This is a genomic window from Flavobacterium sp. 2755 (assembly GCF_031455715.1).
Taxonomy (GTDB): domain Bacteria; phylum Bacteroidota; class Bacteroidia; order Flavobacteriales; family Flavobacteriaceae; genus Flavobacterium.
Genome location: NZ_JAVDTG010000010.1, coordinates 144,469 through 170,107, shown reverse-complemented (window position 1 = coordinate 170,107; position 25,639 = coordinate 144,469). Strand labels below are relative to the sequence as shown.

Below are 25,639 nucleotides of genomic sequence, written 5' to 3'. Positions count from 1 at the left end.
GTTTCCTAATTAATAAATGTATTCTTCTTTATTAGCCATCATTTCATTGTAATCGTCTTTAGATCCTACGATAGTGTTATCATATTCTCTCATACCAGTTCCCGCAGGAATTCTGTGTCCAACAATTACATTTTCTTTTAATCCTTCTAGATCATCTACTTTACCAGCTACTGCAGCTTCGTTAAGTACTTTCGTTGTCTCCTGGAATGAAGCCGCAGAAATGAATGATTTAGTTTGTAACGAAGCTCTTGTAATACCTTGAAGAACTGGCGTTGCAGTTGCAGTAATTACGTCTCTTGCTACAACAAGATTTTTATCATTTCGTTTCAATAATGAATTCTCATCACGTAACTCACGAGGTGAAATAATCTGACCTGGTTTCAATACAGCAGAATCTCCAGCGTCTTCAACTACTTTCATACCGTATAATTTATCGTTTTGAACGATGAAATCTTTAGTGTGAATTAATTGATCTTCTAGGAATAATGTATCTCCTGGATCTTGAACTCTTACTTTACGCATCATTTGACGAATAACTACCTCAAAGTGCTTGTCATTAATTTTTACCCCTTGTAAACGGTAAACCTCTTGAATTTCATTTACCAAGTACTGTTGAACAGCAGCCGGCCCTTGAATTCTTAAGATATCATCTGGTGTAATTGCACCGTCAGACAATGGAACTCCCGCTCTTACGAAGTCATTTTCTTGTACTAAGATTTGGCTAGAAAGTTTAACTAAATACTTTTTAATTTCACCAAATTTAGATTCGATAACGATCTCACGGTTACCTCTTTTGATTTTTCCAAAAGAAACAACACCATCAATTTCAGATACAACTGCTGGGTTTGAAGGGTTACGAGCCTCAAGCAACTCGGTAATTCTTGGTAAACCTCCCGTGATATCGCCTGCTTTAGAAGAACGACGTGGGATTTTTACTAATACTTTACCTGCTTTAATTTTCTCACCGTTTTCAACCATTAAGTGTGCACCTACTGGTAAGTTGTAAGAACGAATTAATTCACCTTCTTTACCGTAAACCAATAAAGTTGGGATTAATTTTTTGTTTCTAGCCTCAGAAATTACTTTTTCCTGGAAACCAGTCTGCTCATCGATCTCTACCATGAATGATTGTCCTTGCTCTAAATCCTCGTAAGCAATCTTACCAGTAAATTCAGAAACAATTACACCATTATAAGGGTCCCACTTACAGATTACAGTTCCTTTAGCAACAGTTTCTCCATCTTTAACAAAGATACTAGAACCATAAGGAATGTTATGTGTATTTAAGACGATTCCAGTTTTCTCATCAACTAATTTTAATTCAGTTGAACGTGATACTACGATATCTACCGCATTACCTTCGCTGTCTTCACCTTTAACAGTTTTTAAATCTTCAATCTCAAGTCTACCGTTGAATCTTGTAATGATACTAGATTCTTCAGAAATTCCTCCAGCAACCCCTCCAACGTGGAACGTACGAAGTGTTAACTGTGTACCTGGCTCTCCAATAGACTGAGCTGCAATAACTCCTACAGCTTCTCCTCTTTGTGTCATCTTACCAGTAGCTAAGTTTCTACCGTAACATTTAGCACAAATACCTTTTAAAGCCTCACAAGTTAATGGAGATCTAACCTCTACTTTTTCAATTGGAGAAGCTTCGATAGTTCTCATAATTGCTTCAGTAATTTGTTGTCCAGATTGAACCATTACCTCATTAGTAAGTGGATTTATAACATCTTGCAACGCAACACGTCCTAAAATTCTTTCTCCTAATGATTCAACGATTTCCTCATTTTTCTTCAATGCAGAAACTTCAACACCTCTTAAAGTTCCACAATCTTCGATGTTAACAATAACATCTTGAGAAACGTCATGAAGCCTTCTTGTTAAGTATCCGGCATCGGCCGTTTTAAGAGCCGTATCCGCAAGTCCTTTACGAGCACCGTGAGTAGAAATAAAGTACTCAAGAATCGAAAGACCTTCCTTAAAGTTAGAAAGAATCGGGTTTTCAATAATCTCACCACCACCAGCAGTAGATTTTTTAGGCTTAGCCATCAAACCACGCATACCAGTTAACTGACGAATCTGTTCCTTAGAACCCCTCGCCCCAGAGTCAAGCATCATATATACAGAGTTGAAACCTTGTTGGTCTTCTCTAATATTTTTCATTGCTAATTCTGTTAACTGAGCATTTGCTGAAGTCCATACGTCAATAACTTGGTTGTAACGTTCGTTATTGGTAATAAGACCCATGTTATAATTCACAGAAATACCTTCAACTTGCTCTCTGGCATCTGCAATTAATTTTGTTTTTTGTTCTGGAATTCTAATATCACCTAAAGAGAATGATAAACCTCCTCTAAATGCGAATTTATAACCCATATCTTTCATATTATCCAAGAAAGCTGCCGTTGTAGGTACATCAGTCACACTTAAAATGTGCCCAATAATATCTCTAAGGTTTTTCTTAGTCAATACATCATTGATATATCCAGCTGCTTCAGGTACTACTTCATTAAATAATACACGTCCTGCAGTTGTTTGAATAATTTTGTACACTAATTCTCCAGCATCATTAAAATCTTTTGCTCTAATTTTAACACGAGCATTCAATTCTAATCTTCCTTCGTTTAATGCAATGTTTACTTCTTCAGCAGAATAGAAAGTCAAATCCTGACCTAAAATAATGTGATCTTCTGTAGAAATACGTTCTTTGGTCATATAATATAGACCCAAAACCATGTCCTGAGATGGTACCGTAATAGGAGCTCCATTTGCAGGGTTCAAGATATTGTGAGAAGCCAACATTAATAATTGAGCCTCTAAAATAGCTTCTGGTCCTAAAGGTAAGTGAACCGCCATCTGGTCACCATCGAAATCGGCGTTGAAAGCCGTACATACTAATGGGTGTAACTGGATCGCTTTCCCTTCAATTAATTTTGGCTGGAAAGCCTGAATACCAAGTCTGTGCAAAGTAGGAGCACGGTTCAGTAATACTGGGTGTCCTTTAATTACATTTTCTAAAATATCCCAAACTACCGGCTCTTTTTTGTCAATGATTTTCTTAGCAGATTTTACTGTTTTTACAATACCTCTTTCAATCAATTTACGGATAACGAAAGGTTTGTATAACTCAGATGCCATATCTTTTGGCAATCCGCACTCGAATAATTTTAGCTCAGGACCAACAACAATTACCGAACGAGCAGAATAATCCACACGTTTTCCAAGTAAGTTTTGACGGAAACGTCCTTGCTTACCTTTTAATGAGTCAGATAATGATTTTAATGGTCTGTTAGATTCTGTTTTAACAGCAGAAGCTTTACGAGTGTTATCAAATAATGAATCCACAGATTCTTGTAACATACGTTTCTCGTTTCTTAAGATAACTTCAGGAGCTTTAATCTCCATTAATCTTTTCAAACGATTGTTACGGATGATTACACGACGGTATAAGTCGTTCAAATCTGAAGTTGCAAAACGACCTCCATCAAGCGGCACAAGCGGACGTAATTCTGGTGGGATAACTGGAACCACTTTCATAATCATCCATTCTGGACGGTTTTCGCGGTTTTCGTTAGACTCACGGAAAGACTCCACAACTTGTAATCTTTTTAAAGCTTCAGTTTTACGTTGTTTAGATGTTTCGTTGTTAGCGCTGTGTCTTAATTCATAAGATAAAGCATCTAAGTCAATACGAGCCAATAAATCCATAATACACTCTGCTCCCATTTTGGCAACAAATTTATTAGGATCTAAATCATCTAAATATTGGTTTTCTTGTGGAAGAGTATCTAAAATATTTAAATATTCTTCTTCAGTTAAGAAATCTAGTCTTTGTAAAGATTCTCCATCTGCATTTTTAGCAATACCAGCTTGGATTACTACGTATCTTTCGTAGTAAATGATCATATCTAATTTCTTAGATGGAAGACCAAGGATATAACCAATTTTGTTTGGAAGAGAACGGAAGTACCAGATATGAGCAATTGGCACAACAAGGTTGATGTGTCCTACTCTATCACGACGTACTTTTTTCTCTGTAACTTCAACACCACAACGGTCGCAAATGATACCTTTGTAACGAATTCTTTTATATTTACCACAAGCACATTCAAAATCCTTAACAGGTCCGAAGATTCTTTCGCAGAAAAGTCCGTCACGCTCTGGTTTGTGAGTTCTGTAGTTGATTGTTTCTGGCTTTAAAACCTCTCCTCTTGATTCTTTCAAGATAGATTCTGGTGAAGCCAATCCAATAGAGATTTTGTTAAATCTTTTAATTGGATTCTTATCTTTATTATTTCTATTATTCATCATAGTTTTTACTATTGATTTACTTGCTATTAAAAATTGATTTAGATTCACAATCTACATCTTTAAAAAAGTTCCCTTTTAAAAAGAGTTAAATCATTACGCTTACCACGAGTTACTTCTCTAAACTTCAAACTTAGTTTGAAGCGCTAGTTATAAAATGTCTTGCATTATTATAAAAAATCGGAACGGGTTACGGGTATAAATCTTAAAAACTTAAACTTTAGTAAACAGCTTAAGTCTCAGTTTTCGATTTACGTCGAATACTGAGACTATCACTGAAAATTATTTTTATTCTTCCAAACGAAGATCTAATCCTAGACCTTTCAATTCGTGCATTAATACATTGAATGATTCTGGTAAACCTGGTTCTGGCATAGTTTCACCCTTAACGATAGCCTCGTAAGTTTTAGCTCTACCAATAACGTCATCAGACTTAACAGTTAAGATTTCACGTAAAGTACTAGAAGCTCCATAAGCCTCAAGTGCCCAAACCTCCATCTCTCCAAAACGCTGACCTCCAAATTGAGCTTTACCTCCAAGTGGCTGCTGCGTAATTAATGAGTATGGTCCGATAGAACGTGCGTGCATCTTATCATCAACCATGTGTCCTAATTTAAGCATGTAAATTACACCCACAGTTGCTTTTTGTGCAAAACGCTCTCCAGTTCCACCATCATAAAGGTATGTATGTCCAAAACGTGGTACGTTAGCCTCATCAGTCAAAGCATTGATTTCGTCAAGAGAAGCACCGTCGAAGATTGGAGTAGCAAATTTTCTACCCAAGTTCATACCAGCCCATCCAAGAACAGTTTCATAAATCTGACCAATGTTCATACGTGAAGGTACCCCAAGTGGATTCAATACGATATCTACCGGTGTTCCATCCTCTAAGAAAGGCATATCTTCATGACGAACGATTCTTGCAACAATACCTTTGTTACCGTGACGTCCTGCCATTTTATCCCCTACTTTCAACTTACGTTTTTTAGCGATATAGATTTTAGCCAATTTCAAGATTCCAGATGGTAATTCATCTCCAACTGTAATAGTGAATTTTTCTCTTCTTAAAGATCCTTGTAAGTCGTTCAGCTTAATTTTATAGTTATGAATTAAATCATTAACCATTTTATTTGTAGCATCATCAGCAACCCATTGACCTTTGCTTAAGTGAGCAAAATCTTCTACTGCGTAAAGCATTTTTTGAGTATATTTTTTACCTTTTGGTAAAACTTCTTCACCCAAATCATTCATTACACCTTGAGATGTTTTTCCGTTAACGATCAAGAATAATTTCTCAACTAATCTGTCTTTTAATTCAACAAATTTAGTTTCAAATTCCATTTCTAAAGCGCCTAAAGCATCTTTATCCTGAGTACGTTTACGTTTATCTTTTACGGCTCTTGCAAATAATTTTTTGTCAAGAACTACACCGTGTAAAGATGGAGAAGCTTTTAATGAAGCATCTTTTACATCACCTGCTTTATCCCCGAAGATTGCACGAAGCAATTTCTCTTCTGGAGTAGGATCTGATTCTCCTTTTGGTGTAATTTTTCCGATCAAAATGTCGCCAGGTTTAACCTCTGCTCCAATTCTAATCATACCGTTTTCATCTAAATCTTTAGTAGCTTCTTCAGAAACGTTAGGAATATCGTTTGTTAACTCTTCATTTCCTAATTTAGTATCTCTAACCTCTAATGAATAATCATCAACGTGGATAGATGTAAAAATATCATCACGAACTACTTTTTCAGAAATTACAATCGCATCCTCGAAGTTGTACCCTTTCCATGGCATGAACGCAACTTTTAAGTTTCTACCTAAAGCTAATTCACCATTTTGAGTAGCATATCCTTCTGATAATACTTGTCCAGGAATAACTCTGTCACCTTTTCTTACGATTGGTTTCAAGTTAATACTTGTACCTTGATTGGTTTTTCTAAATTTAATAAGGTTGTATGTTTTCTCATCAGCATCAAAACTAACCATTCTCTCGTCTTCCGTACGATCGTATTTAATAGTAATGATATTAGCATCAACATATTCAACAGTTCCATGCCCTTCAGCATTGATTAATACTCTTGAATCTGAAGCTACCTGACGCTCTAAACCTGTACCTACAATTGGTGCTTCAGGACGGATCAAAGGAACTGCCTGACGCATCATGTTTGATCCCATCAACGCACGGTTCGCATCATCATGCTCCAAGAAAGGAATCAATGACGCAGAAATCGAAGCGATCTGATTAGGAGCAACGTCTGTATAATGAACTACAGATGGTTCAACAACCGGGAAGTCACCTTCCTCACGAGCAATAACATTGCTAGCTGTAATTTTACCAGTTTCATCCATTTCAATGTTTGCCTGAGCAATCATTTTACCTTCTTCTTCTTCAGCACTTAAGTAAATTGGAGTACTTTCTAAATCAACTACACCATTAGTTACTTTACGGTATGGAGTTTCGATGAATCCCATTCCGTTTACTTTTGCATAAACACCAAGAGATGAAATCAAACCAATGTTTGGTCCCTCAGGAGTTTCAATCGGACATAAACGACCATAGTGAGTATAGTGAACGTCACGAACCTCGAAACCAGCTCTCTCTCTCGAAAGTCCACCTGGTCCAAGTGCAGAAAGTCTTCTTTTGTGTGTAATCTCAGCTAGTGGATTCGTTTGATCCATAAATTGAGATAACTGGTTAGTACCAAAGAAAGAGTTGATAACTGATGATAATGTTTTAGCATTGATCAAATCAATTGGTGTAAACACCTCGTTATCTCTAACGTTCATTCTCTCACGAATAGTTCTAGCCATACGTGCTAAACCAACACCGAATTGTTGAGACAATTGTTCACCAACTGTTCTAACACGACGGTTTGATAAGTGATCAATATCATCAATCTCTGCTTTAGAGTTGATCAATTCGATCAAATATTTTACGATTGTAATGATATCTTCTTTGGTAAGCACTTGCTTATCCATAGGGATATCTAAATCTAATTTTTTGTTCATTCTGTAACGACCAACTTCACCTAAGTTATAACGTTGATCAGAGAAGAACAATTTATCTATAATACCACGAGCAGTTTCCTCATCAGGCGGTTCAGCGTTACGCAACTGACGGTAAATGTGCTCTACAGCTTCTTTTTCAGAGTTTGTTGGATCTTTTTGTAACGTATTGTGGATAATAGCATAATCTGCTTGGTTATTATCCTCTTTGTGTAACAAGATAGATTTAACGTTAGAATCGATGATCTCTTCAACATTATCTTTGTCGATAATTGTATCACGATCAAGGATGATTTCGTTACGTTCGATAGAAACTACCTCACCAGTATCCTCATCAACGAAATCCTCGTGCCATGTGTTCAATACACGTGCAGCAAGTCTTCTTCCAATATATTTCTTAATACCAGTTTTAGAAACTTTAATCTCTTCTGCTAAGTCGAAAATTTCAAGGATATCCTTATCTCTTTCGAAACCAATAGCACGGAATAAAGTTGTTACAGGTAATTTTTTCTTTCTATCGATATAAGCGTACATTACGCTGTTAATATCTGTAGAGAATTCTATCCAAGATCCTTTAAAAGGAATTACTCTCGCAGAATAAAGTTTAGTTCCATTTGCGTGGAATGACTGTCCAAAGAAAACCCCAGGAGAACGGTGTAATTGCGATACTACTACACGCTCGGCACCATTGATTACAAAAGTACCACTAGGAGTCATATAAGGTATTGTTCCAAGATATACATCTTGTACAATTGTTTCAAAATCTTCGTGTTCTGGATCTGTACAGTATAGTTTTAACCTGGCTTTTAAAGGCACACTATAAGTAAGACCTCTCTCTATACATTCTTGAATTGTATAACGTGGCGGATCAACAAAATAATCTAGGAATTCCAATACAAAGTTGTTTCTTGTATCTGTAATTGGGAAGTTTTCCATGAAGGTATTGTATAACCCTTCGTTGCCTCTTTCGTCAGATTTCGTTTCTAATTGGAAGAAATCCTTAAAAGATTTAACCTGAACATCCAAGAAATCCGGATAGTCAGGAATGTTTTTTGTAGAGGCAAAATTCAATCTTTCAGTCTGATTTGTTATCATCAATGGACAAAATTTTGATTAAAAAAAAGTAATTTTTTTGTGTAAAAACACAGTGCTTAGTTTATACTTTCTTTTTAAAATCAATACATCTTTAAAAATAAACAGATAAAATCAGTTCTATTTTTTTTCTTCGTATTGATCAAAAACTTTTTCGTATTTTAAACTATTTGATAATAAAATTTAATGTATTTTATTATACGAAAAATGGTTTAGGCCTTTGAGTGTTAACTCAGGACCTAAACCTAGTTCTTAAAACTGAGTTGAATTATTTAAGCTCAACTACAGCTCCAGCTTCTTCTAATGATTTTTTAAGACCTTCAGCCTCTTCTTTAGAAACACCTTCTTTAACGTTGCTTGGAGCTCCGTCAACTACATCTTTAGCTTCTTTCAAACCTAAACCTGTAAGTTCTTTAACTAATTTTACAACTGCTAATTTAGAAGCACCAGCTTCTTTTAATACAACTGTAAATTCAGTTTGTGCTTCTTCAGCAGCACCTTCTCCACCACCAGCAGCAACTACTACAGCTGCAGCAGCAGGCTCGATACCATACTCGTCTTTTAATATTGTTGCTAATTCGTTAACTTCTTTAACTGTTAAGTTAACTAATTGTTCTGCGAATTGTTTCAAATCTGCCATTTTTTCTATCGTTTAAAATGATTTGTAAAAATATAATTTATTTATTGTGCGCTAATTAAGCAACAAGGAAGCAAGCTTCCCTGCTTTGATTATTATGCTTCCGTTCCTTCTTCGCTTCCTGCGAATTTGTTTTGTAAAGCAGAAATAATTCTTTGAGCTGGAGATTGTAATAATCCAATGATTTCTCCAATTAACTCTTCTTTAGACTTGATAGTTGCTAGTGCATCTAATTGGTTATCTCCAATGTAAACTTCATTGTTAATGAAAGCACCTTTTAAAACTGGTTTATCAGATTTCTTACGGAAATCTTTAATGATTTTTCCAGGAGCATTAGCTACATCAGAAATGAAAATAGCACTATTACCAGTCAAAACTGAAGGTAAGTCACCATAATCAGTAGAAGAAGCTTCCATTGCTTTTGCAAGCAAAGTGTTCTTTACAACTTCTAATTTGATACCTGCTTTAAAGCAAGCTCTACGTAAGCTTGAAGTTGTTTCTGCGTTTAAACCAGAAATATCAGATACATAAATGATATTTGTACCAGCTAACTGCGCAGTTAAATTTTCAATCGCGATTGATTTTTCTTCTCTAGTCATACTAAAAATTTTTAACTACCAATTATACTGCTTTTGGGTCTAATGCAATAGCAGGACTCATTGTGCTTGTAAGGTGAATACCCTTAATGTATGTACCTTTAGCAGCAGTTGGTTTAAGTTTTATTAATGTTTGAATAATTTCGTGTGCGTTGTCAACAATTTGCTCAGCTCCAAAAGAAACTTTACCAATTCCTGCGTGAACGATACCAGTTTTATCAACTTTAAAGTCAATTTTACCAGCTTTAACCTCTTGAACAGCTTTTGCAACATCCATAGTTACAGTACCTGTTTTAGGGTTTGGCATTAAACCTCTAGGTCCTAAAATACGACCTAATGGACCTAATTTACCCATAACAGCCGGCATAGTGATAATAACATCAACATCTGTCCAACCATCTTTAATTTTTTGTAAGTAATCATCAAGACCAACGTGATCTGCTCCAGCTTCTCTTGCTTCAGCCTCTTTATCTGGAGTAACCAATGCTAATACTTTAACATCCTTTCCTGTTCCGTGAGGTAAAGTTACCACACCTCTTACCATTTGATTCGCTTTTCTTGGATCAACACCCAAACGCACTGCGATATCTACAGACTCATCAAATTTTGCAGAAGCAACAACTTTCAATAATGCCGCAGCATCTTTTAGAGAGTATAATTTGTTCTTTTCAATTTTTGAAGCAGCCTCTTTTTGCTTTTTTGTTAATTTTGCCATGTCTTTTTCTTAATTAAAAAGGAGCATCTCCTGATACAGTTATACCCATAGATCTAGCTGTTCCAGCAACCATACTCATTGCTTTTTCTACTGTAAAAGCATTTAAGTCAGGCATTTTGTCTTCAGCAATAGCTCTAATTTGTTCCCAAGTAACACTAGCTACTTTTTTACGATTAGGCTCACCAGAACCAGATTTTAGCTTTGCAGCTTCCATTAACTGAACTGCTGCTGGAGGAGTCTTAACAACAAAATCGAATGATTTGTCTTTGTACACAGTGATTTGCACTGGACAAATTTTGCCAGGTTTATCCTGAGTTCTAGCATTAAATTGCTTACAGAACTCCATGATATTAACCCCAGCAGCTCCTAAAGCAGGTCCAACCGGTGGCGACGGGTTCGCAGCACCTCCCTTAACTTGTAGTTTAACTACCTTACTAATTTCTTTAGCCATTTTTAAAAAATTTAATACACAATCAATTGGAAGCGATTGTGATAGATATTATATGTAACAAAAAATTATACTTTTTCAACTTGCATAAAGCTCAATTCTAATGGAGTTTTTCTTCCGAAAATCTTAACCATTACTTCAAGTTTACGCTTTTCTTCATTGATTTTTTCAACCGTACCATTGAAACCATTAAAAGGACCATCGATCACTTTTACTGTTTCACCTAGACTGAAAGGAATAGCACGAGTATCTGTATTTACAGCTAGCTCATCTACTTTACCTAACATACGATTTACCTCAGACAATCTCAAAGGAACAGGTTCTCCTCCTTTAATCTCACCTAAGAAACCAATTACACTTGTAATAGATTTAATAATATGAGGTATCTCACCAACTAAGTTAGCTTCAATCATAACGTATCCAGGAAAATATACTTTATCCTTAGACATCTTTTTTCCCTCTTTTACAGTAACTACTTTTTCAGTAGGCACTAAAACCTGGGAAACATAATCCTCCATCCCTAGTCTGGCAATCTCGGTTTCGATGTAAGCTTTTACCTTATTTTCTTGGCCGCTTACTGCTCTAACCACATACCATTTTTTCACATTATTATCTGCCATCACAAAAAAATTATCCTTTTAACCAGTTAAAAAATCCAGCCAAAGCTTTTGCAAAAAATTCGTCTACTCCCCAAGTTGCCAAAGCGAACAGAATCGAAAATACAGCCACAACAATTGTCAATTTTTGAACTTCAGCCCAAGCTGGCCAAGTAACATTTGACTTTAATTCTTCGAAAGCCTCTGATAAATAATTAGTAACTTTTGTCATTTGATATAATTTTTATTGCACGGGCGGAGGGATTCGAACCCCCATCAACGGTTTTGGAGACCGCTATTCTACCCTTGAACTACGCCCGTAATTAAAAGCCAGTGATTTCGTTAAAAAAATCAACTGGCTTTTTATAATTTGTTATAGGATTATCCTATGATTTCAGTCACCTGACCTGCACCTACAGTTCTACCACCTTCACGGATAGCAAAACGTAAACCTACGCTCATTGCGATTGGGCTTAACAAAGCAACATTGATAGTCAAGTTATCTCCTGGCATTACCATCTCTACTCCTTCTGGTAAAGTAATAACTCCTGTTACGTCAGTTGTACGTACATAGAACTGTGGACGGTAGTTATTGTGGAATGGAGTATGACGTCCACCTTCTTCTTTTTTCAAGATATAAACCTCAGCTTTGAAAGTAGCGTGTGGTTTTACTGATCCTGGCTTAATGATAACCATTCCTCTTTTGATAGATTCTTTATCAATACCTCTTAACAATAAACCTACGTTATCTCCAGCTTCACCTCTATCAAGGATTTTACGGAACATCTCAACTCCTGTAATAGTAGAAGTTAATTTATCAGCTCCCATACCAATGATTTCAACAGCATCACCTGTATTAGCAATACCAGTTTCGATACGACCTGTAGCAACAGTTCCACGACCAGTAATTGTAAATACGTCCTCAACTGGCATCAAGAATGGCTTAGCAACGTCACGCACTGGCTCTTCGATCCAAGCATCAACAGCTTCCATTAATTCAATGATTTTTGGTACCCAAGCAGGATCATTATTCAATCCTCCTAAAGCAGAACCTTGAACAACAGGACCATTATCTCCATCATATTCGTAGAAAGATAATAAATCTCTAATTTCCATTTCAACAAGCTCTAACAACTCAGCATCATCAACCATATCCACTTTGTTCATGAAAACAACGATTCTTGGAATACCAACCTGACGTCCTAAAAGGATGTGCTCACGAGTTTGTGGCATTGGACCATCTGTAGCAGCAACTACTAAGATAGCTCCGTCCATTTGAGCTGCTCCAGTAACCATGTTCTTTACGTAATCCGCGTGACCTGGACAGTCAACGTGAGCGTAGTGACGGTTAGCTGTTTCATACTCTACGTGAGATGTATTAATAGTAATACCTCTTTCTTTCTCCTCTGGAGCGTTATCGATTTGATCAAACGATTTTGCTTGACAGTAACCAGCATCTGACAATACTTTTGTAATTGCAGCAGTTAATGTAGTTTTTCCGTGATCCACGTGTCCAATTGTACCTATGTTTAAGTGCGGTTTGGAACGATTAAAATTCTCCTTTGCCATTTTACTTAATTTTTAATCTTAGTTATATATTAATTTTCAATTTCCTACTTACTTGAGCCAATGTCGGGATTTGAACCCGAGACCTCTTCCTTACCAAGGAAGCACTCTACCCCTGAGCTACACCGGCAGAGAGTTCTGATTTTAGATTCTTGAATTCAGATTTTAGATTTTGAAAATCTAAAATCTGAAATCCGAAATCTTAACTTCTTTTTTTGTGGGGAGAGCAGGATTCGAACCTGCGAAGTTCACACAGCAGATTTACAGTCTGCCCTCGTTGGCCGCTTGAGTATCTCCCCGAATAATTTATGGTTTTAATTTCTAGATTTTCGATTACTCTAAATCATAATTTATACCGTAAATTCTTGTTTTCCAATATTTTAAAAGAACCAATTTCAAATCGCATTTGAAATATTTTTGAGCCGATAGAGGGACTCGAACCCACGACCTGCTGATTACAAATCAGCTGCTCTAGCCAGCTGAGCTACATCGGCGAATACATTAAAAAAGTCCGCTATTTCTAACGGACTGCAAATGTAGCTATTTTATCTTTGAATCAAAACATTTTTTAAAAAAAATTTCAATTAAATATGTGCTCTTATTTTTTCTTTCCTTTTTACCAGTAAACGTTCTAAAGATTCTGCCGAAAGCTCAACTGCTTCTTCAAACGATTTGCATTGCTTTTTAACCAAAAACTCATCTCCCGGAACATTAATCTTAATCTCTACCGCCTTATTCTCCTTATCACTTGTTCTTTCAACTTTTAAAAAAACATCAGCCGAAACAACTCGGTCGTAATACTTTTCAAGCTTATCCATTCTCTCTTGAATAAAATCCACCAATTTTCTGTCGACAGTAAAGTTAACTGCATGAACATCTACCTTCATAATAATTATTTTAGGGTTAAACATTTCAGAGTTATTACTTATTTCTCGGATGAGCATCTGAATAAACTTTTTTAAGTTCTGCTAAACTATTATGAGTATAAACTTGCGTAGATGCCAAACTCGAATGCCCTAATAACTCCTTAACTGAATTTAAATCTGCTCCGTTATTTAATAAGTGAGTCGCAAAAGTATGCCGTAGCACGTGAGGACTTTTTTTTACCTTTTCAGAGACCCTACTAAAGTAACAATTTATTAATCGATACACAAACGATTCACTCAATTTTAACCCTTTTTTCGAAATAAAAAAATAATCAGAATCTACAATTTCTTCAACCCCCACTCTTTCTTTTAAATACAAATTAATCTGATCTGCAACAATGGGCAGAAGTGGAATAATTCGTTCTTTATTTCTTTTTCCCAATACCTTAATAAGATTTGAAGACAAATCAACATTCTTTATCATCAAGCCTATTAATTCTGCACGACGCATTCCCGTTGTATAAAAAAGATCAACAATAAGCTTATCTCTTATTTCTTCAAATCCAGATGGAGAATCCACCCCAAGCATTAAATCACTTACTTCTTTTTCTGAAAATGGAATCTGGACAATTTTAGGAGTTTTAAGCGCTTTATGTTTAAGCATTGGATTTACCTCTATTTGCTTAATCTTTAAAAGAAATTTATAAAAAGCTTTTAAGGAAGCCATTTTTCGATTTACGGAAACATTAGAAATTTCCTGATCGACTAAAGAAACAATCCAGCTTCTTATTTGACTATAATTAACTTTCTCAACATTATCCTGCTCGAAACGAGATTTATTAAATTCTTCAAAAAAACCAATATCATTCAAATAAGCATTAACTGTATGTGGAGAATATTTTTTTTCCAACTGTAAATAATCACGAAAAGCTTCTTTATTTGATTTCATAAGAAAGTTTTTTTTTTCGATTTATACCTATTATATATAAATCATCAGAAGATTTTTAAAATAAAAAAACCGTTAGCATCAAAGTTAAAACTTTTTGATGACTAACGGTAATTATTTTTGAAAAGCGAAATACTAACTTTCTAAACTATCTTTCAAAGTTTGGATGTAAGCAGCTTTTTGAATTTGAGCTCTTTTTACAACAGAAGGCTTAATAAAAGCAGTACGTGCTCTTAATTGACGAACAGTTCCTGTTTTATCAAATTTTCTTTTATAGCGCTTTAATGCTCTATCGATATTTTCTCCGTCTTTAATTGGTATAATTAACATAATATAGACACCTCCTCTCGTTAAGGCTGCAAATGTAAAAATTAATTATGAATTATGAGTTATAAATTGTGAATTATTTTTTTGAAAGAGAATAGAGTATAGAAAATAGACAGACATTCTTTATTCTTTATTCTTTATTCTTTATTCTTTCAACAAATTTCTAGAGATCACTAATTTTTGAATTTCAGTTGTTCCTTCTCCAATTGTACACAACTTAGAATCTCTGTAGAATTTCTCTACCGGAAAATCTTTTGTGTAACCATAACCTCCGTGAATCTGTACGGCTTCGTTGGCAATTTTAACGCAGGCTTCTGAAGCATACATTTTTGCCATTGCACCCAATGTTGTGACTGGTTTATGCTGTTGCTTTAAGTACGCAGCTTTATGCAATAATAATTCTGAGGCTTCAATTTCTGTTGCCATATCGGCTAGTTTAAATGAAATCCCCTGGAAACTGCTGATTGGCTGACCAAACTGATATCTTTCTTTTGAATATTTTAATGCAGCTTCATAAGCTCCTTTTGAAATTCCTAATGATAAAGCACCAATTGAAATTCGGCCTCCGTCTAGAATTTTCATTGCCTGAACAAATCCTTGTCCAACTTCACCTAATCTGTTTGCATCCGGAACTCGGCAGCTGTCAAAAACTAACTCAGCAGTTTCGCTTGCACGCATTCCTAATTTATTTTCTTTTTTACCAGATGAAAATCCTACCATTCCTTTTTCTAAAACAAAAGCAGTCATTCCTTTAGAATCACCTTTTTCTCCAGTTCTAACAATTACAACCGCTACATCTCCAGAGATAGCATGTGTGATAAAATTTTTAGCTCCATTAATAATCCAGGAATCTCCGTCTTTAACGGCCGTAGTATTCATTCCTCCGGCATCAGATCCTGTATTATGTTCTGTTAATCCCCACGCTCCTATATATTCAGCAGTAGCTAATTTTGGTAAATATTTTTTCTTTTGTTCTTCGTTTCCAAAGGTCAAAATATGGTTGGTGCAAAGTGAATTATGCGCTGCAACTGACAAACCAATTGAAGGGTCTACTTTTGAAATCTCTTCAATAACCGTAATATATTCGTGGTAACCTAATCCAGATCCTCCATATTCTTCGGGCACTAAAACTCCCATAAACCCCATTTCTCCCAATTTTTTAAATAAATCAACCGGAAAAATCTGAGCTTCATCCCACTCCATTATAAAGGGCTTAATATTCTTTTCTGCAAAGTCTTTTATAGATTGAGCAATCATTGACTGCATTTCGTTATAATCAAAATTCATTTGTTACTATTTTTTTAGAACTCCAAATATAAACTAATTATTTTTGCTTTTTCAACAGGAAAACCTTTAATTTTTGACAAATCCTCAATATTATTAAAATTTCCGTTCATACTTCGATAAGTCACAATTTGTTTTGCAAGTGTATATTTAAAGTACGGAAACTGCGATAATTCTTTTAATGTCGCGTCATTTATGGCAATCTTCTTAAAACCTGAGGGCATAATTACTTTAAAATGGCTATTTAGCTGCACTATGACTTCTGGCGAAAGCCCCCAAACTTCTTCAAGCTGCTCCATAGAAACGAAACCTCCTAAAATTTCTTTCTGTTTTAATATTCTTGCAGACAATGCTTCGCCAATACCATATATTGCAATTAAATCTTCCTGACTGGCTTGATTTATATCTTTAATTATTATGTTTTCTTTTTTGAAAGGCGTTTTTTGAACGTATTCTTTTTTCTCTGTTTTAAAATCGTTTTTCTTTTGTGTCCAATCCGGGAATTTAAACAAAGGAGACATTACCTTTAATAATGAATCTGAAATTTGTGTTACTTTTTGAAATTCTTCGGCTGAGTTTACATATTTATCTTGTTTTCGAAAAGCTAATAAGCGGTCAATTTCTTCAACAGTCATTCCGAGTTTGTATCCTTTATAATCAGAAATAAAATTTGGGTTGAAAGTATACACTTTTTGTTTGTCCTTATATTTTGCCTCTTTTGCTTCGTCTATTTCTTTTTGTAAGGACAACCATTTATTCTCTTCGGGAAAAGTTTTTTCATACTGGTTAAAATCGGCAAAGAAATAAATTAACTGTAGTGCGATGATAATTATAAAAAGTAAAAAAATACCGATCCTTTGCTGGGTTGTAAATTTAAAATATGGACTGAACATCTTGAAATTTGTGATTATTATAAATGTATTGTTATTATAAAAAGTATAAAATACGGGATAAAATTTATATTTATTAGGAAAAATACTAAAAATATTATTTCTAAATTTGATACTTCAAACTCAATCGATGTAATAGAGATTAAAATAAACTCAGCTCTTACAGAACATTGCAAACAGAATAAATCAAAAATTTAAATATTTTATAACTTAAAATATCATAATTGTTTTTATTTTTTACAAAAAACGATACATTTGGAGCTTAATAACAATAAACCAATAAAATAGTATGTCAATTTGGAGAGTTAAACCAATATCTGCCTTTGAGGCCGATATGAAAAAAAGTGATTTAAAAAGAGTTCTTACAAGATGGGGTTTAACTTCATTAGGAATTGGGGCAATCATAGGTGGAGGAATTTTCACTTTAACAGGAATCGCAGCTCATGATTATGCGGGTCCAGCTCTGGCTCTATCCTTTGTTATTGCAGGTATAGGCTGTTTATTTGCTTCTCTTTGTTATGCTGAATTTGCTTCAGTATTACCGGTAGAAGGTTCTGCATATGCTTATGCATACGGAACAATCGGCGAAATTTTTGCCTGGTTCATTGGATGGAACTTGATTCTTGAGTATATGATGGGTGCCACCACCGTCGCCGTCGCCTGGAGCGGGTACTTTGTAAAACTTCTCCATTTATTTGGAATTAACATACCAATCTGGCTCTGTAATGATTTGCATACTGCAACAGCAAAAATCATTGAGCATAATAAAGAGTTTCCTCACGATTTAATTGATTTACCAACATTTGCATTTAACTTACCTGCTTTTTTAATTACATGGGTTGTAACTGCTATTCTTGTAAAAGGAATTAAAGAAGCTGCAAGCACAAATAATATCATTGTAATTGTAAAAATTGCTGTAGTTCTTTTCGTAATTATTTGTGGTGCTTTCTATATTAATGCAGACAACTGGCATCCTTTTATTCCTACTGAAGTTCCTGCTCTTGATGCATTAGGAAATGCAACTGGAAAAATGAATTTTGGGTTTGGAGGTGTATTAACGGCTGCAACAATTGTATTCTTTGCTTATATTGGATTTGATGCTGTTTCGACTCAGGCCGGAGAAGCTATTAATCCTAAAAAAGATGTACCATTTGCTATTATTGCTTCTTTAATTATTTGTACAATTCTATATATTCTGGTTTCATTAGTATTAACTGGAATGGTTCATTACGATCAATTAGACAAAGCTGCTCCGGTTGCTTCTGCTTTTAGTGAAAACGGTTTAACATGGGCTGTATTTATTATCACAATTGCTGCAACTGCAGGTTTAACATCTGTAATGCTTGTAATGATGCTTGGACAAACTCGTATTTTCTTAGGAATGTCCAGAGATGGTTTATTACCTCCATTTTTCAGCAAATTACACACAACTTTCAAAACACCTTATAAGAGTACATATTTAGTTGGAACAATTATTTCGATTGTTGCTGCGCTTACTCCAATTGAAAAAGTAAGTGAAATGTGTAGTATGGGAACATTATTAGCATTTGGAATGGTATGTGTTGCCGTTATGATCTTAAGATATAAAAAACCTGAATTAGAAAGACATTACAAAACTCCAGCGGTTTACTTAGTTGGAACTTTAGGTGTATCTTTCAATTTATTCTTAATGACTCAGGTAAGACATGATACTTGGATCGCTTTTATATGCTGGGGAACTTTAGGTATCATTGTTTATTTTGCTTACAGTAAAAAACGAGCAAAACTTAACAATCCTCAAAACGAAATCGAAGAAATTCAATAAACATTATCATAAAAAAACCTGTTCAATTGAACAGGTTTTTTTATTTTTTATATCGTCAATTTTTGATTTATAAATCGAAAACTGAAGTTCTTTTTGCGCGGATTAAATCTTTAAGGCGAATCCAAAAAGCCAATGTAAGATAAACTCCAAAACCTAAACCTGCTGTTACAAACGAAATGTAAATAAAAAACAACCTTACGCTTGTTACACGCATTCCCAGTTTATCAGCCAGTCTGGATGATACATGAAAACCGTATTTTTCAAAAAAGAATTTAAGTTTTAAAATAGCAGACATTTTTTTATTTTAGATTTTAGACTTAAGATTTTAGATTTTAGATTTCTTTGCCTTCGATTAGGCAAAAGTACAAATTATCTCATTATCACATTTTCTAATTATCTAATTATTTTTAAGTAACTCCATTCCTAGCGCGCATTTTAAACACACTTTGTGATTGCAATATTCATTTTTAAGTTCTAATAAAGTTTGGGTTTCGAATGCATTTTTAGATTTTATTCCGAAGGAAGTAAACTTATCAATAATGGCATTTTTTTCTGGGGCGACTTCATTCATAAAATCTATTAAATCTTCTGAAGCTGAATCTCCCATTATGTTAGAATAAGCAAACTGAATTGGAATTATGGTGTTTATGATTACTAAGTCAGCAAATGATTTGGATAATGTTTTCGCTTTCTTCGGGCTTTCTTTATCAAACTGATAATGATTCTGCCAATACAAACTTGATGAAACATTTAGCAAATCATATACGTTTTTAGCTGATTTTAGCGCAATTATTTTCGAAAACAAGTTTTGATGTTTGTGATACAAATTCGCAAGCTGAGAAAGCCGAATTGTTGGAAAATTATTCGGTCGGAGTTTAAAAAACTGAACGGAATCTATAAATGTTTTTTCTAACTGATATTTATGCAGCAGATAAAAATATCTAAATTTTAAATCTTTAAAATAAACATCTTCCTTTTCTCCATCTAATAAATTTAAAGTTCCTAAAAGTAAAGACTCCAGGTTTTCTACTTCAAAACTTTCTTTTCTGATAATGGAAAAAGAAATTGATTTTGACATTTGAAGAAAGGCCGATCCGTTTGTATTTAATCCGAAGTTCTTCGCCAAAAGGCAAAACAAAACCGCTTCCCAATCCTGATTGGTTTCTTCCAACAATTCGTAAATAAACTTTGATTTGCGTTCTAAACGTTCAAAAAACAATCTTTCCTGCCAGTTTGTAAAAACAAAGGCATCAATTTCATGTATTTGCTTTTCGCACGAAATCCAGGTTTTGGGAGAAACAAGTGCATTGTAGTTATTCAGCACTTCTTTTTCGACATAATCTTTGAGAACCAAAACGGGAATTTCGGTGTTATCTTCTCTAAAAATTGCGGTGTCGTTTTCCCAAACTACATGAAGAATTACATTTTCGTAAGCAGCATCTTTTTCATGATTGTGCAGATACCAATCTGAAGATTTTACGTGAATTTCTACATTTCCAGCCCATTTTTGATCGCCGATTTTAATATGGGCGTTAAAAAAATCAGGCCCTGAAAGTTCTAAATAATCACCTGTTTTAATTATGGTAATAGATTCATTTTGAGCAGTTACAAGATTCAAAGTATTAAACTTTTTGAATCTCCATAAGTAATGAAGAAAGTCTTCTTTCATTTTTAGATTTTATATAATTCAAAAATCTAAAAATAATAAAATTTAATATTATTCTTACAAATAATATGATTTATTTATCGAAGCATATATAACTTAGCACAAGCCCTTGCGTCTGAAAGTGCTTCGTGGTGATTTAACTGTATTTTCATTTCGCGACAGCAGTCACTTAGTTTTGTTGGCTTTAAACCTTTTGCTTTGTAAATTTTAACGGTGCATTCCCATTTTGGGGCAATATTTAAATCTTCATAATTTAAACCGTGCAGCAGCATGGATTTCATTAAAACATTACGGTCAAAACTTTCGTTGTGTGCCACCACAACCCTATTTTTTAATCTTTTCTCAATTTCAGGATACACCTGAAAAAAAGATTTTGCGTTAGCTGTGTCTCTTGGATAAATACCGTGAACTCGAATTGTAAACGGATTATATTCGTTATTTGGCGGTTTAATTAAAGTAACGAATTCATCCACGATAATTCCGTTTTCAACAGTAACAATACCCACAGAACAAGGATGATGTCCCGTTGCTGTTTCAAAATCTATGGCCGTAAAAGTCATTCTTTAATTATTTTTTAAAAAGATAAAATCCATAAATCTAACTGTTCAAAAGCTAGATTTATGGATGAAAATTATTTTGATAAAGTTCTTATTTAATAGAACCTATAATGTCATATTTAGTAATAATATGATGGTTTCCGTTTCCTAAATCAATTAAAACGGCATCATTTTCTTTTGTAAATAATTTTGAAACTTCTTCGATTGGAGTTCCTAATTTTACAATTGGAAAAGGTTTTCCCATTACTTCTTTAATTGGTTTTTCGGCTACGTTTTTATCAGCAACATAACTTCTAAACAAATCTGTTTCGTCAACAGAACCAACAAATCCGTTGATATCAACAACCGGAATCTGTGAGATTTTATATTTACGCATACGCTCAATTGCGTGCGAAACCAATTCTTCTGTACGAACAACGATTAATTCTTTATCGATATGATCTTTAATAACGTCTTCTGCTTTTGTAATGTTTTCTTCTAAGAATCCACGTTCGCGCATCCAGTCGTCATTGAACATTTTACCTACATAACGGCTTCCTGAATCGTGAAATAATACCACAACAACATCATCTGGCTTGAAATGCTCTTTTAACTGCAATAACCCTTTGATACAAGCTCCGGCAGAGTTTCCAACAAAAATAGCTTCTTCCATCGCAATTTTTCTTGTATAAACTGCAGCATCTTTATCGGTTACTTTTGTAAAACCATCAATTAGAGAAAAGTCAACGTTTTTTGGTAAAATATCTTCTCCAATTCCTTCTGTTATGTATGAGTAAATTTCGTTTTCATCAAAAATTCCGGTTTCGTGGTATTTTTTAAAAACAGAACCATACGTATCAATTCCCCAAATTTTAATGTTCGGGTTTTTCTCTTTTAAATATTTTCCAACTCCGGAAATTGTTCCACCAGTTCCAACTCCCACCACAAAATGTGTGATTTTACCATCTGTTTGTTTCCAGATTTCAGGCCCTGTCTGCTCGTAATGTGCCAATGAGTTTGACAAATTATCGTATTGGTTTACATACCATGAATTTGGAGTTTCCTCTGCCAGACGTTTTGAAACTGAATAATAAGAACGAGGATCTGTTGGCTCAACATCTGTTGGGCAAACGACTACTTTTGCGCCAACAGCACGCAGAATATCCATTTTTTCTTTTGACTGTTTGTCTGAGATTACACAAATCAATTTGTAACCTTTTATAATCGCAACAAGAGCAAGTCCCATTCCGGTATTTCCAGAAGTTCCTTCAATAATAGTTCCGCCTGGTTTAAGTCGTCCGTCAGCTTCGGCATCTTCAATCATTTTCACAGCCATTCTGTCTTTAACAGAATTTCCAGGATTAAAAGTTTCGACTTTTGCTAGTACTAACGCATCAATTTCAGCAACAATTTTGTTGAGTTTTACCAATGGCGTATTACCAATTGTTTCTAAAATATTATTTGAAAAGTCCATTTTTATTTAAGTTTAATATTTGGTTTTTTAAGTAAAGTTACGCTTCGTTTTTTATTGGAAGAAATTCCAGACTAACCCAAATCTGATTACAAAATCACGATACGGGCTATTTGGCGTAGAGTAATAATTACTGCTTGAAAATAAAGCATTTAAATGTTCTCCTTTTACATAAAAACGTGTCTGGCGAATTCTCGCATTTATGAAAACATCAAAAGTGGCATAGTTTCCAATTTCTTTTTTATCCTGCACAAAAAACTCCCCAATAACCGGGTTATAATCATTAGCATAATATTTAGTAAAGTAATTAAAAACAACTCCTGCCTGAGCATATAATGCTTTTTTGAAATAATAATTTGAGTAATACAATGTATTTCTGGTTACAAAATCAGGTACATTTAAAATCAAATCTGATTGATCTACTTTTTGATATAAAAGCGTGTTGTCTAAAGCAAAGTTTCCAAATTTAAATTCTCTATTTGCTTTTATTTCTAAATAATTAATCGCATTTCCGTATTGGGCCGGTTTTATGAGTTGAGTTCTAACCGCATCGTCATCAGCATCAGATACATCTTCAAAATACAAATGATCTTTTAAAATGGTATAATTAACTTCGGCATTTAACCAAGGTGTATTAATGTTAGCTCCTAATGAATTGATTTTTTCATTTTTAAAATCATTTGACCAGTTGTATGATACATAACTGCTTTGGTACAAATTATAATTGTTGTTTGGCAGTTTATTAATGTTTCTGTATCTAAAATCAAACTGAATTTTATCGTTTAATTTATAACGCAGTTTTGCATCAAGATCAGAAAGTGATTGATTGGTAATCGATCTTGTGTACAAAAATCTACCGTTCCATTTATTTTTTTGATATTCATACTGACCGCCTACATTGTTAATCTGTAAAAACAAATTATCCTGAATCGTTCTGCCATCTTTAAAAACAATAATTTTATCGTATTGATAATTAGATCTGTAATCATCAATAAAGAAATTAAATTTTCCTAAAAGAGAATTTTCATAAGCAGCTCCAACTTTATTGTAAAGTCTTTCAAAATGTGTTTGATCGTTTATATTACTGGTCACATACGATTCACCAAAACGTTTTACAGGATCTTCGATTCCGTCAACCGCAGAAAGTACTGTTGGCTGGTTGTATTCGAAAAATTTATTCTCGTAATTTAATTGATGGTTTATATATAAATTATTGTCACCATGTGTAGGATTTATTCTAAAAGCATGATCAAAAAACAAACGTCTTCCTTTTAGAAAGGACTTGGCATCTGTTAAATAAACCTGCAGACGCTGACGGTTTTTAAAATCGGGATCGTCGCTTTCAAAATCTTCCGTAGTTGTAATTCCTCCGTTTTCTTCATTCGAATTATCCTGATACGTATAATGTGCATTCAACGCATATCTTCTATTAGTTGTAGCGTAACTTGTTGTAAATCTAAAATTTCCAGCGCTTACCAATTGATTTATATAATCTCCTTCTGATCGTAAACCTCGGTATGCAATAGAAAAATTAAGGTTTTTAGACACATTCAGTGTGATGAACGAATCAACATTTTGTCCTTTATTAATTGTTGTATTAAAAAACAGTTCTGTAAAAGGTGTCGCTGCTGAGTAATATCTAACTTCTTCTGCTTGTATGTAATTCGAATGCATGGCGCTAAAACCAATTTCCGGATACGGCGAAAAACTTGTTAAACTATATTGTAACGTATTCAACGGCTGACCAATATTCGAAAATTCTAAAAGACCAAAAAGATCTTTTCGCAGGTGATTTTGTTTGTAAGCGCTTTTTATAGTCAGCGATGTATCGGCATAAATTGTATCATGTTCCAGCGTAATAATTTGATATTGATCTATCGTTGCAATTTTTGCCTTCTTCTTTTTAACAGTATCTGTTATACTAGAATATTGCGTATTCATATCTAAATTATTTTTAGAAGCTGGTTTTGGTTTTTCCTGAGAAAACAATAATGCTGGTACAATTAATAGATATAGAAAAATGAATATTCTCATTTGATGGCTTTATATGTAATTATTTCGACAAAATTTGTTGAGCAAAGGTAAAAGATAAATATGTATAAATAAAAAAACACTTCAATTTATACAATTACCTTGGCAGACAGTATGAAAACGAATATTTTTGCATAAAATTTTATGATATTTGCCTTTTAAAATTTCAAAAAAATGCTTGCAAAAAATTTCTCGGGATTTATTTTAGAAACTGGAACTGACGAGGCCGGCCGAGGCTGTCTTGCAGGCCCTGTAACTGCCGCAGCCATAATTCTGCCTGAAGATTTTGAACACGAAATTTTAAATGACAGTAAACAGCTTTCTGAAAAAACACGTGCATTTTTAAAACCAATTATTGAACAACATGCTGTTTGTTTTGCGGTAACGCATTTATTTCCAGATGAAATTGACGAAATAAATATCCTGAATGCTTCAATGAAAGGAATGCAGGAATGTATTTTAAAATTAAAGCATGTTCCTGAATATATTATTGTGGATGGAAATCGCTCGATAAATGCAAAATTGGGCCTTAAAAACAGTTTTGGTAAACAGTTTTCTAAAGAAGAAATTGCATTACTAAAATCAATTCCGAATCAAAGTATTATAAAAGGTGATGCCAAATTCCTGAGTATTGCTGCGGCTTCAGTTTTGGCAAAAACGTACCGTGACGAATATATGGATCAAATTCACGAAGAATTCCCTATGTATAACTGGAAAAAAAATAAAGGTTATCCAACAAAAGAACATCGCGAAGCCATTAGAAAATATGGCCCAACAAAATATCATAGAATGAGTTTCAGGCTGTTGCCAGATCAATTAGAACTCAATTTTTTTGAAGAATAAAAAAA

At 34.2% G+C, this 25,639-nt stretch carries 21 protein-coding genes and 4 tRNA genes; 2 read left to right on the top strand and 23 right to left on the bottom strand.

What is annotated here, in order from left to right:
- Nucleotides 1-9: 9 nt before the first annotated feature.
- The 18 genes from rpoC to J2Y38_RS20585 all read right to left on the bottom strand — a co-directional run bounded on the left by rpoC (nt 10) and on the right by J2Y38_RS20585 (nt 17,286).
- Nucleotides 10-4,317, bottom strand: a complete 4,308-nt coding sequence (gene rpoC / locus J2Y38_RS20670) for a DNA-directed RNA polymerase subunit beta' (protein ID WP_053472303.1) — start codon at nt 4,315-4,317, stop codon at nt 10-12.
- Between the two features lie 285 nt (nt 4,318-4,602).
- Nucleotides 4,603-8,415 (bottom strand): DNA-directed RNA polymerase subunit beta, encoded by a 3,813-nt coding sequence (gene rpoB, locus J2Y38_RS20665; RefSeq protein WP_053472304.1) that lies wholly within the window; start codon nt 8,413-8,415, stop codon nt 4,603-4,605.
- Nucleotides 8,416-8,680: 265 nt separating this feature from the next.
- Nucleotides 8,681-9,052: a 50S ribosomal protein L7/L12 gene (gene rplL, locus J2Y38_RS20660; RefSeq protein ID WP_007807437.1), complete on the bottom strand. Its 372-nt coding sequence runs from the start codon at nt 9,050-9,052 to the stop codon at nt 8,681-8,683.
- Between the two features lie 92 nt (nt 9,053-9,144).
- Nucleotides 9,145-9,648, bottom strand: coding sequence for a 50S ribosomal protein L10 (gene rplJ, locus J2Y38_RS20655; protein WP_309846364.1), 504 nt, complete (start codon nt 9,646-9,648; stop codon nt 9,145-9,147).
- Nucleotides 9,649-9,670: 22 nt separating this feature from the next.
- Nucleotides 9,671-10,360, bottom strand: coding sequence for a 50S ribosomal protein L1 (gene rplA, locus J2Y38_RS20650; protein WP_012024013.1), 690 nt, complete (start codon nt 10,358-10,360; stop codon nt 9,671-9,673).
- Between the two features lie 13 nt (nt 10,361-10,373).
- A complete protein-coding gene (rplK, locus tag J2Y38_RS20645) occupies nt 10,374-10,811 on the bottom strand; it encodes a 50S ribosomal protein L11 (protein ID WP_026713295.1) in 438 nt (145 codons plus the stop codon).
- 65 nt (nt 10,812-10,876) lie between these two features.
- Nucleotides 10,877-11,428, bottom strand: a complete 552-nt coding sequence (nusG, locus tag J2Y38_RS20640) for a transcription termination/antitermination protein NusG (RefSeq protein ID WP_031456759.1) — start codon at nt 11,426-11,428, stop codon at nt 10,877-10,879.
- A 10-nt stretch (nt 11,429-11,438) separates the two neighbouring features.
- On the bottom strand, nt 11,439-11,636 hold the full coding sequence (gene secE, locus J2Y38_RS20635; protein WP_008466927.1) for a preprotein translocase subunit SecE: 198 nt from the start codon (nt 11,634-11,636) through the stop codon (nt 11,439-11,441).
- 18 nt (nt 11,637-11,654) lie between these two features.
- Nucleotides 11,655-11,725 (bottom strand) — tRNA-Trp (locus J2Y38_RS20630).
- A gap of 60 nt (nt 11,726-11,785) precedes the next feature.
- Entirely contained in the window at nt 11,786-12,973 is a 1,188-nt protein-coding gene (gene tuf, locus J2Y38_RS20625) for an elongation factor Tu (RefSeq protein WP_053472306.1), read from the bottom strand.
- 55 nt (nt 12,974-13,028) lie between these two features.
- Nucleotides 13,029-13,100, bottom strand: a tRNA-Thr gene (locus J2Y38_RS20620).
- Between the two features lie 88 nt (nt 13,101-13,188).
- Nucleotides 13,189-13,269 (bottom strand) — tRNA-Tyr (locus J2Y38_RS20615).
- Nucleotides 13,270-13,390: 121 nt separating this feature from the next.
- Nucleotides 13,391-13,464, bottom strand: a tRNA-Thr gene (locus J2Y38_RS20610).
- 90 nt (nt 13,465-13,554) lie between these two features.
- Nucleotides 13,555-13,857 (bottom strand): ribosome hibernation-promoting factor, HPF/YfiA family, encoded by a 303-nt coding sequence (hpf, locus tag J2Y38_RS20605; protein WP_053472330.1) that lies wholly within the window; start codon nt 13,855-13,857, stop codon nt 13,555-13,557.
- Nucleotides 13,858-13,891: 34 nt separating this feature from the next.
- Nucleotides 13,892-14,785, bottom strand: coding sequence for a tyrosine-type recombinase/integrase (locus J2Y38_RS20600; protein ID WP_309846334.1), 894 nt, complete (start codon nt 14,783-14,785; stop codon nt 13,892-13,894).
- Between the two features lie 132 nt (nt 14,786-14,917).
- Nucleotides 14,918-15,112 (bottom strand): 30S ribosomal protein S21, encoded by a 195-nt coding sequence (gene rpsU / locus J2Y38_RS20595; RefSeq protein WP_012024008.1) that lies wholly within the window; start codon nt 15,110-15,112, stop codon nt 14,918-14,920.
- Between the two features lie 141 nt (nt 15,113-15,253).
- On the bottom strand, nt 15,254-16,396 hold the full coding sequence (locus tag J2Y38_RS20590) for an acyl-CoA dehydrogenase family protein (protein WP_309846322.1): 1,143 nt from the start codon (nt 16,394-16,396) through the stop codon (nt 15,254-15,256).
- 14 nt (nt 16,397-16,410) lie between these two features.
- Nucleotides 16,411-17,286, bottom strand: coding sequence for a helix-hairpin-helix domain-containing protein (locus J2Y38_RS20585; RefSeq protein WP_309846320.1), 876 nt, complete (start codon nt 17,284-17,286; stop codon nt 16,411-16,413).
- A gap of 286 nt (nt 17,287-17,572) precedes the next feature.
- Between J2Y38_RS20585 and J2Y38_RS20580 the strand changes: the two genes are divergently transcribed.
- On the top strand, nt 17,573-19,087 hold the full coding sequence (locus J2Y38_RS20580) for an amino acid permease (protein WP_309846319.1): 1,515 nt from the start codon (nt 17,573-17,575) through the stop codon (nt 19,085-19,087).
- A gap of 67 nt (nt 19,088-19,154) precedes the next feature.
- Here J2Y38_RS20580 and J2Y38_RS20575 read toward each other — a convergent pair whose 3' ends face one another.
- From J2Y38_RS20575 to J2Y38_RS20555, 5 genes are all read right to left on the bottom strand, one after another.
- Nucleotides 19,155-19,382: a PspC family transcriptional regulator gene (locus J2Y38_RS20575; RefSeq protein WP_007810860.1), complete on the bottom strand. Its 228-nt coding sequence runs from the start codon at nt 19,380-19,382 to the stop codon at nt 19,155-19,157.
- Nucleotides 19,383-19,484: 102 nt separating this feature from the next.
- Nucleotides 19,485-20,756 carry a DUF2851 family protein gene (locus J2Y38_RS20570; protein ID WP_309846298.1) on the bottom strand — a complete coding sequence of 424 codons (1,272 nt, stop codon included), beginning with the start codon at nt 20,754-20,756 and terminating at the stop codon, nt 19,485-19,487.
- Nucleotides 20,757-20,830: 74 nt separating this feature from the next.
- Entirely contained in the window at nt 20,831-21,313 is a 483-nt protein-coding gene (locus J2Y38_RS20565) for a 3'-5' exonuclease (RefSeq protein WP_309846297.1), read from the bottom strand.
- An 88-nt stretch (nt 21,314-21,401) separates the two neighbouring features.
- Complete coding sequence (locus tag J2Y38_RS20560) at nt 21,402-22,763, bottom strand: pyridoxal-phosphate dependent enzyme (protein ID WP_053472314.1); 1,362 nt, start codon at nt 22,761-22,763, stop codon at nt 21,402-21,404.
- A gap of 51 nt (nt 22,764-22,814) precedes the next feature.
- Entirely contained in the window at nt 22,815-24,794 is a 1,980-nt protein-coding gene (locus tag J2Y38_RS20555) for a putative porin (RefSeq protein ID WP_309846289.1), read from the bottom strand.
- Nucleotides 24,795-24,965: 171 nt separating this feature from the next.
- On the opposite strand from J2Y38_RS20555, the gene J2Y38_RS20550 reads away from it, so the two are divergent.
- Entirely contained in the window at nt 24,966-25,634 is a 669-nt protein-coding gene (locus tag J2Y38_RS20550; protein WP_309846287.1) for a ribonuclease HII, read from the top strand.
- Nucleotides 25,635-25,639 lie beyond the last annotated feature (5 nt).

What these genes read in the sequence shown, in the direction of transcription:
- rpoC (WP_053472303.1), bottom strand. Translation starts at nt 4,317, where the DNA reads ATGATGAATAATAGAAATAATAAAGATAAGAATCCAATTAAAAGATTT.
- rpoB (WP_053472304.1), bottom strand. Translation starts at nt 8,415, where the DNA reads ATGATAACAAATCAGACTGAAAGATTGAATTTTGCCTCTACAAAAAAC.
- rplL (WP_007807437.1), bottom strand. Translation starts at nt 9,052, where the DNA reads ATGGCAGATTTGAAACAATTCGCAGAACAATTAGTTAACTTAACAGTT.
- rplJ (WP_309846364.1), bottom strand. Translation starts at nt 9,648, where the DNA reads ATGACTAGAGAAGAAAAATCAATCGCGATTGAAAATTTAACTGCGCAG.
- rplA (WP_012024013.1), bottom strand. Translation starts at nt 10,360, where the DNA reads ATGGCAAAATTAACAAAAAAGCAAAAAGAGGCTGCTTCAAAAATTGAA.
- rplK (WP_026713295.1), bottom strand. Translation starts at nt 10,811, where the DNA reads ATGGCTAAAGAAATTAGTAAGGTAGTTAAACTACAAGTTAAGGGAGGT.
- nusG (WP_031456759.1), bottom strand. Translation starts at nt 11,428, where the DNA reads ATGGCAGATAATAATGTGAAAAAATGGTATGTGGTTAGAGCAGTAAGC.
- secE (WP_008466927.1), bottom strand. Translation starts at nt 11,636, where the DNA reads ATGACAAAAGTTACTAATTATTTATCAGAGGCTTTCGAAGAATTAAAG.
- tuf (WP_053472306.1), bottom strand. Translation starts at nt 12,973, where the DNA reads ATGGCAAAGGAGAATTTTAATCGTTCCAAACCGCACTTAAACATAGGT.
- hpf (WP_053472330.1), bottom strand. Translation starts at nt 13,857, where the DNA reads ATGAAGGTAGATGTTCATGCAGTTAACTTTACTGTCGACAGAAAATTG.
- J2Y38_RS20600 (WP_309846334.1), bottom strand. Translation starts at nt 14,785, where the DNA reads ATGAAATCAAATAAAGAAGCTTTTCGTGATTATTTACAGTTGGAAAAA.
- rpsU (WP_012024008.1), bottom strand. Translation starts at nt 15,112, where the DNA reads ATGTTAATTATACCAATTAAAGACGGAGAAAATATCGATAGAGCATTA.
- J2Y38_RS20590 (WP_309846322.1), bottom strand. Translation starts at nt 16,396, where the DNA reads ATGAATTTTGATTATAACGAAATGCAGTCAATGATTGCTCAATCTATA.
- J2Y38_RS20585 (WP_309846320.1), bottom strand. Translation starts at nt 17,286, where the DNA reads ATGTTCAGTCCATATTTTAAATTTACAACCCAGCAAAGGATCGGTATT.
- J2Y38_RS20580 (WP_309846319.1), top strand. Translation starts at nt 17,573, where the DNA reads ATGTCAATTTGGAGAGTTAAACCAATATCTGCCTTTGAGGCCGATATG.
- J2Y38_RS20575 (WP_007810860.1), bottom strand. Translation starts at nt 19,382, where the DNA reads ATGTCTGCTATTTTAAAACTTAAATTCTTTTTTGAAAAATACGGTTTT.
- J2Y38_RS20570 (WP_309846298.1), bottom strand. Translation starts at nt 20,756, where the DNA reads ATGAAAGAAGACTTTCTTCATTACTTATGGAGATTCAAAAAGTTTAAT.
- J2Y38_RS20565 (WP_309846297.1), bottom strand. Translation starts at nt 21,313, where the DNA reads ATGACTTTTACGGCCATAGATTTTGAAACAGCAACGGGACATCATCCT.
- J2Y38_RS20560 (WP_053472314.1), bottom strand. Translation starts at nt 22,763, where the DNA reads ATGGACTTTTCAAATAATATTTTAGAAACAATTGGTAATACGCCATTG.
- J2Y38_RS20555 (WP_309846289.1), bottom strand. Translation starts at nt 24,794, where the DNA reads ATGAGAATATTCATTTTTCTATATCTATTAATTGTACCAGCATTATTG.
- J2Y38_RS20550 (WP_309846287.1), top strand. Translation starts at nt 24,966, where the DNA reads ATGCTTGCAAAAAATTTCTCGGGATTTATTTTAGAAACTGGAACTGAC.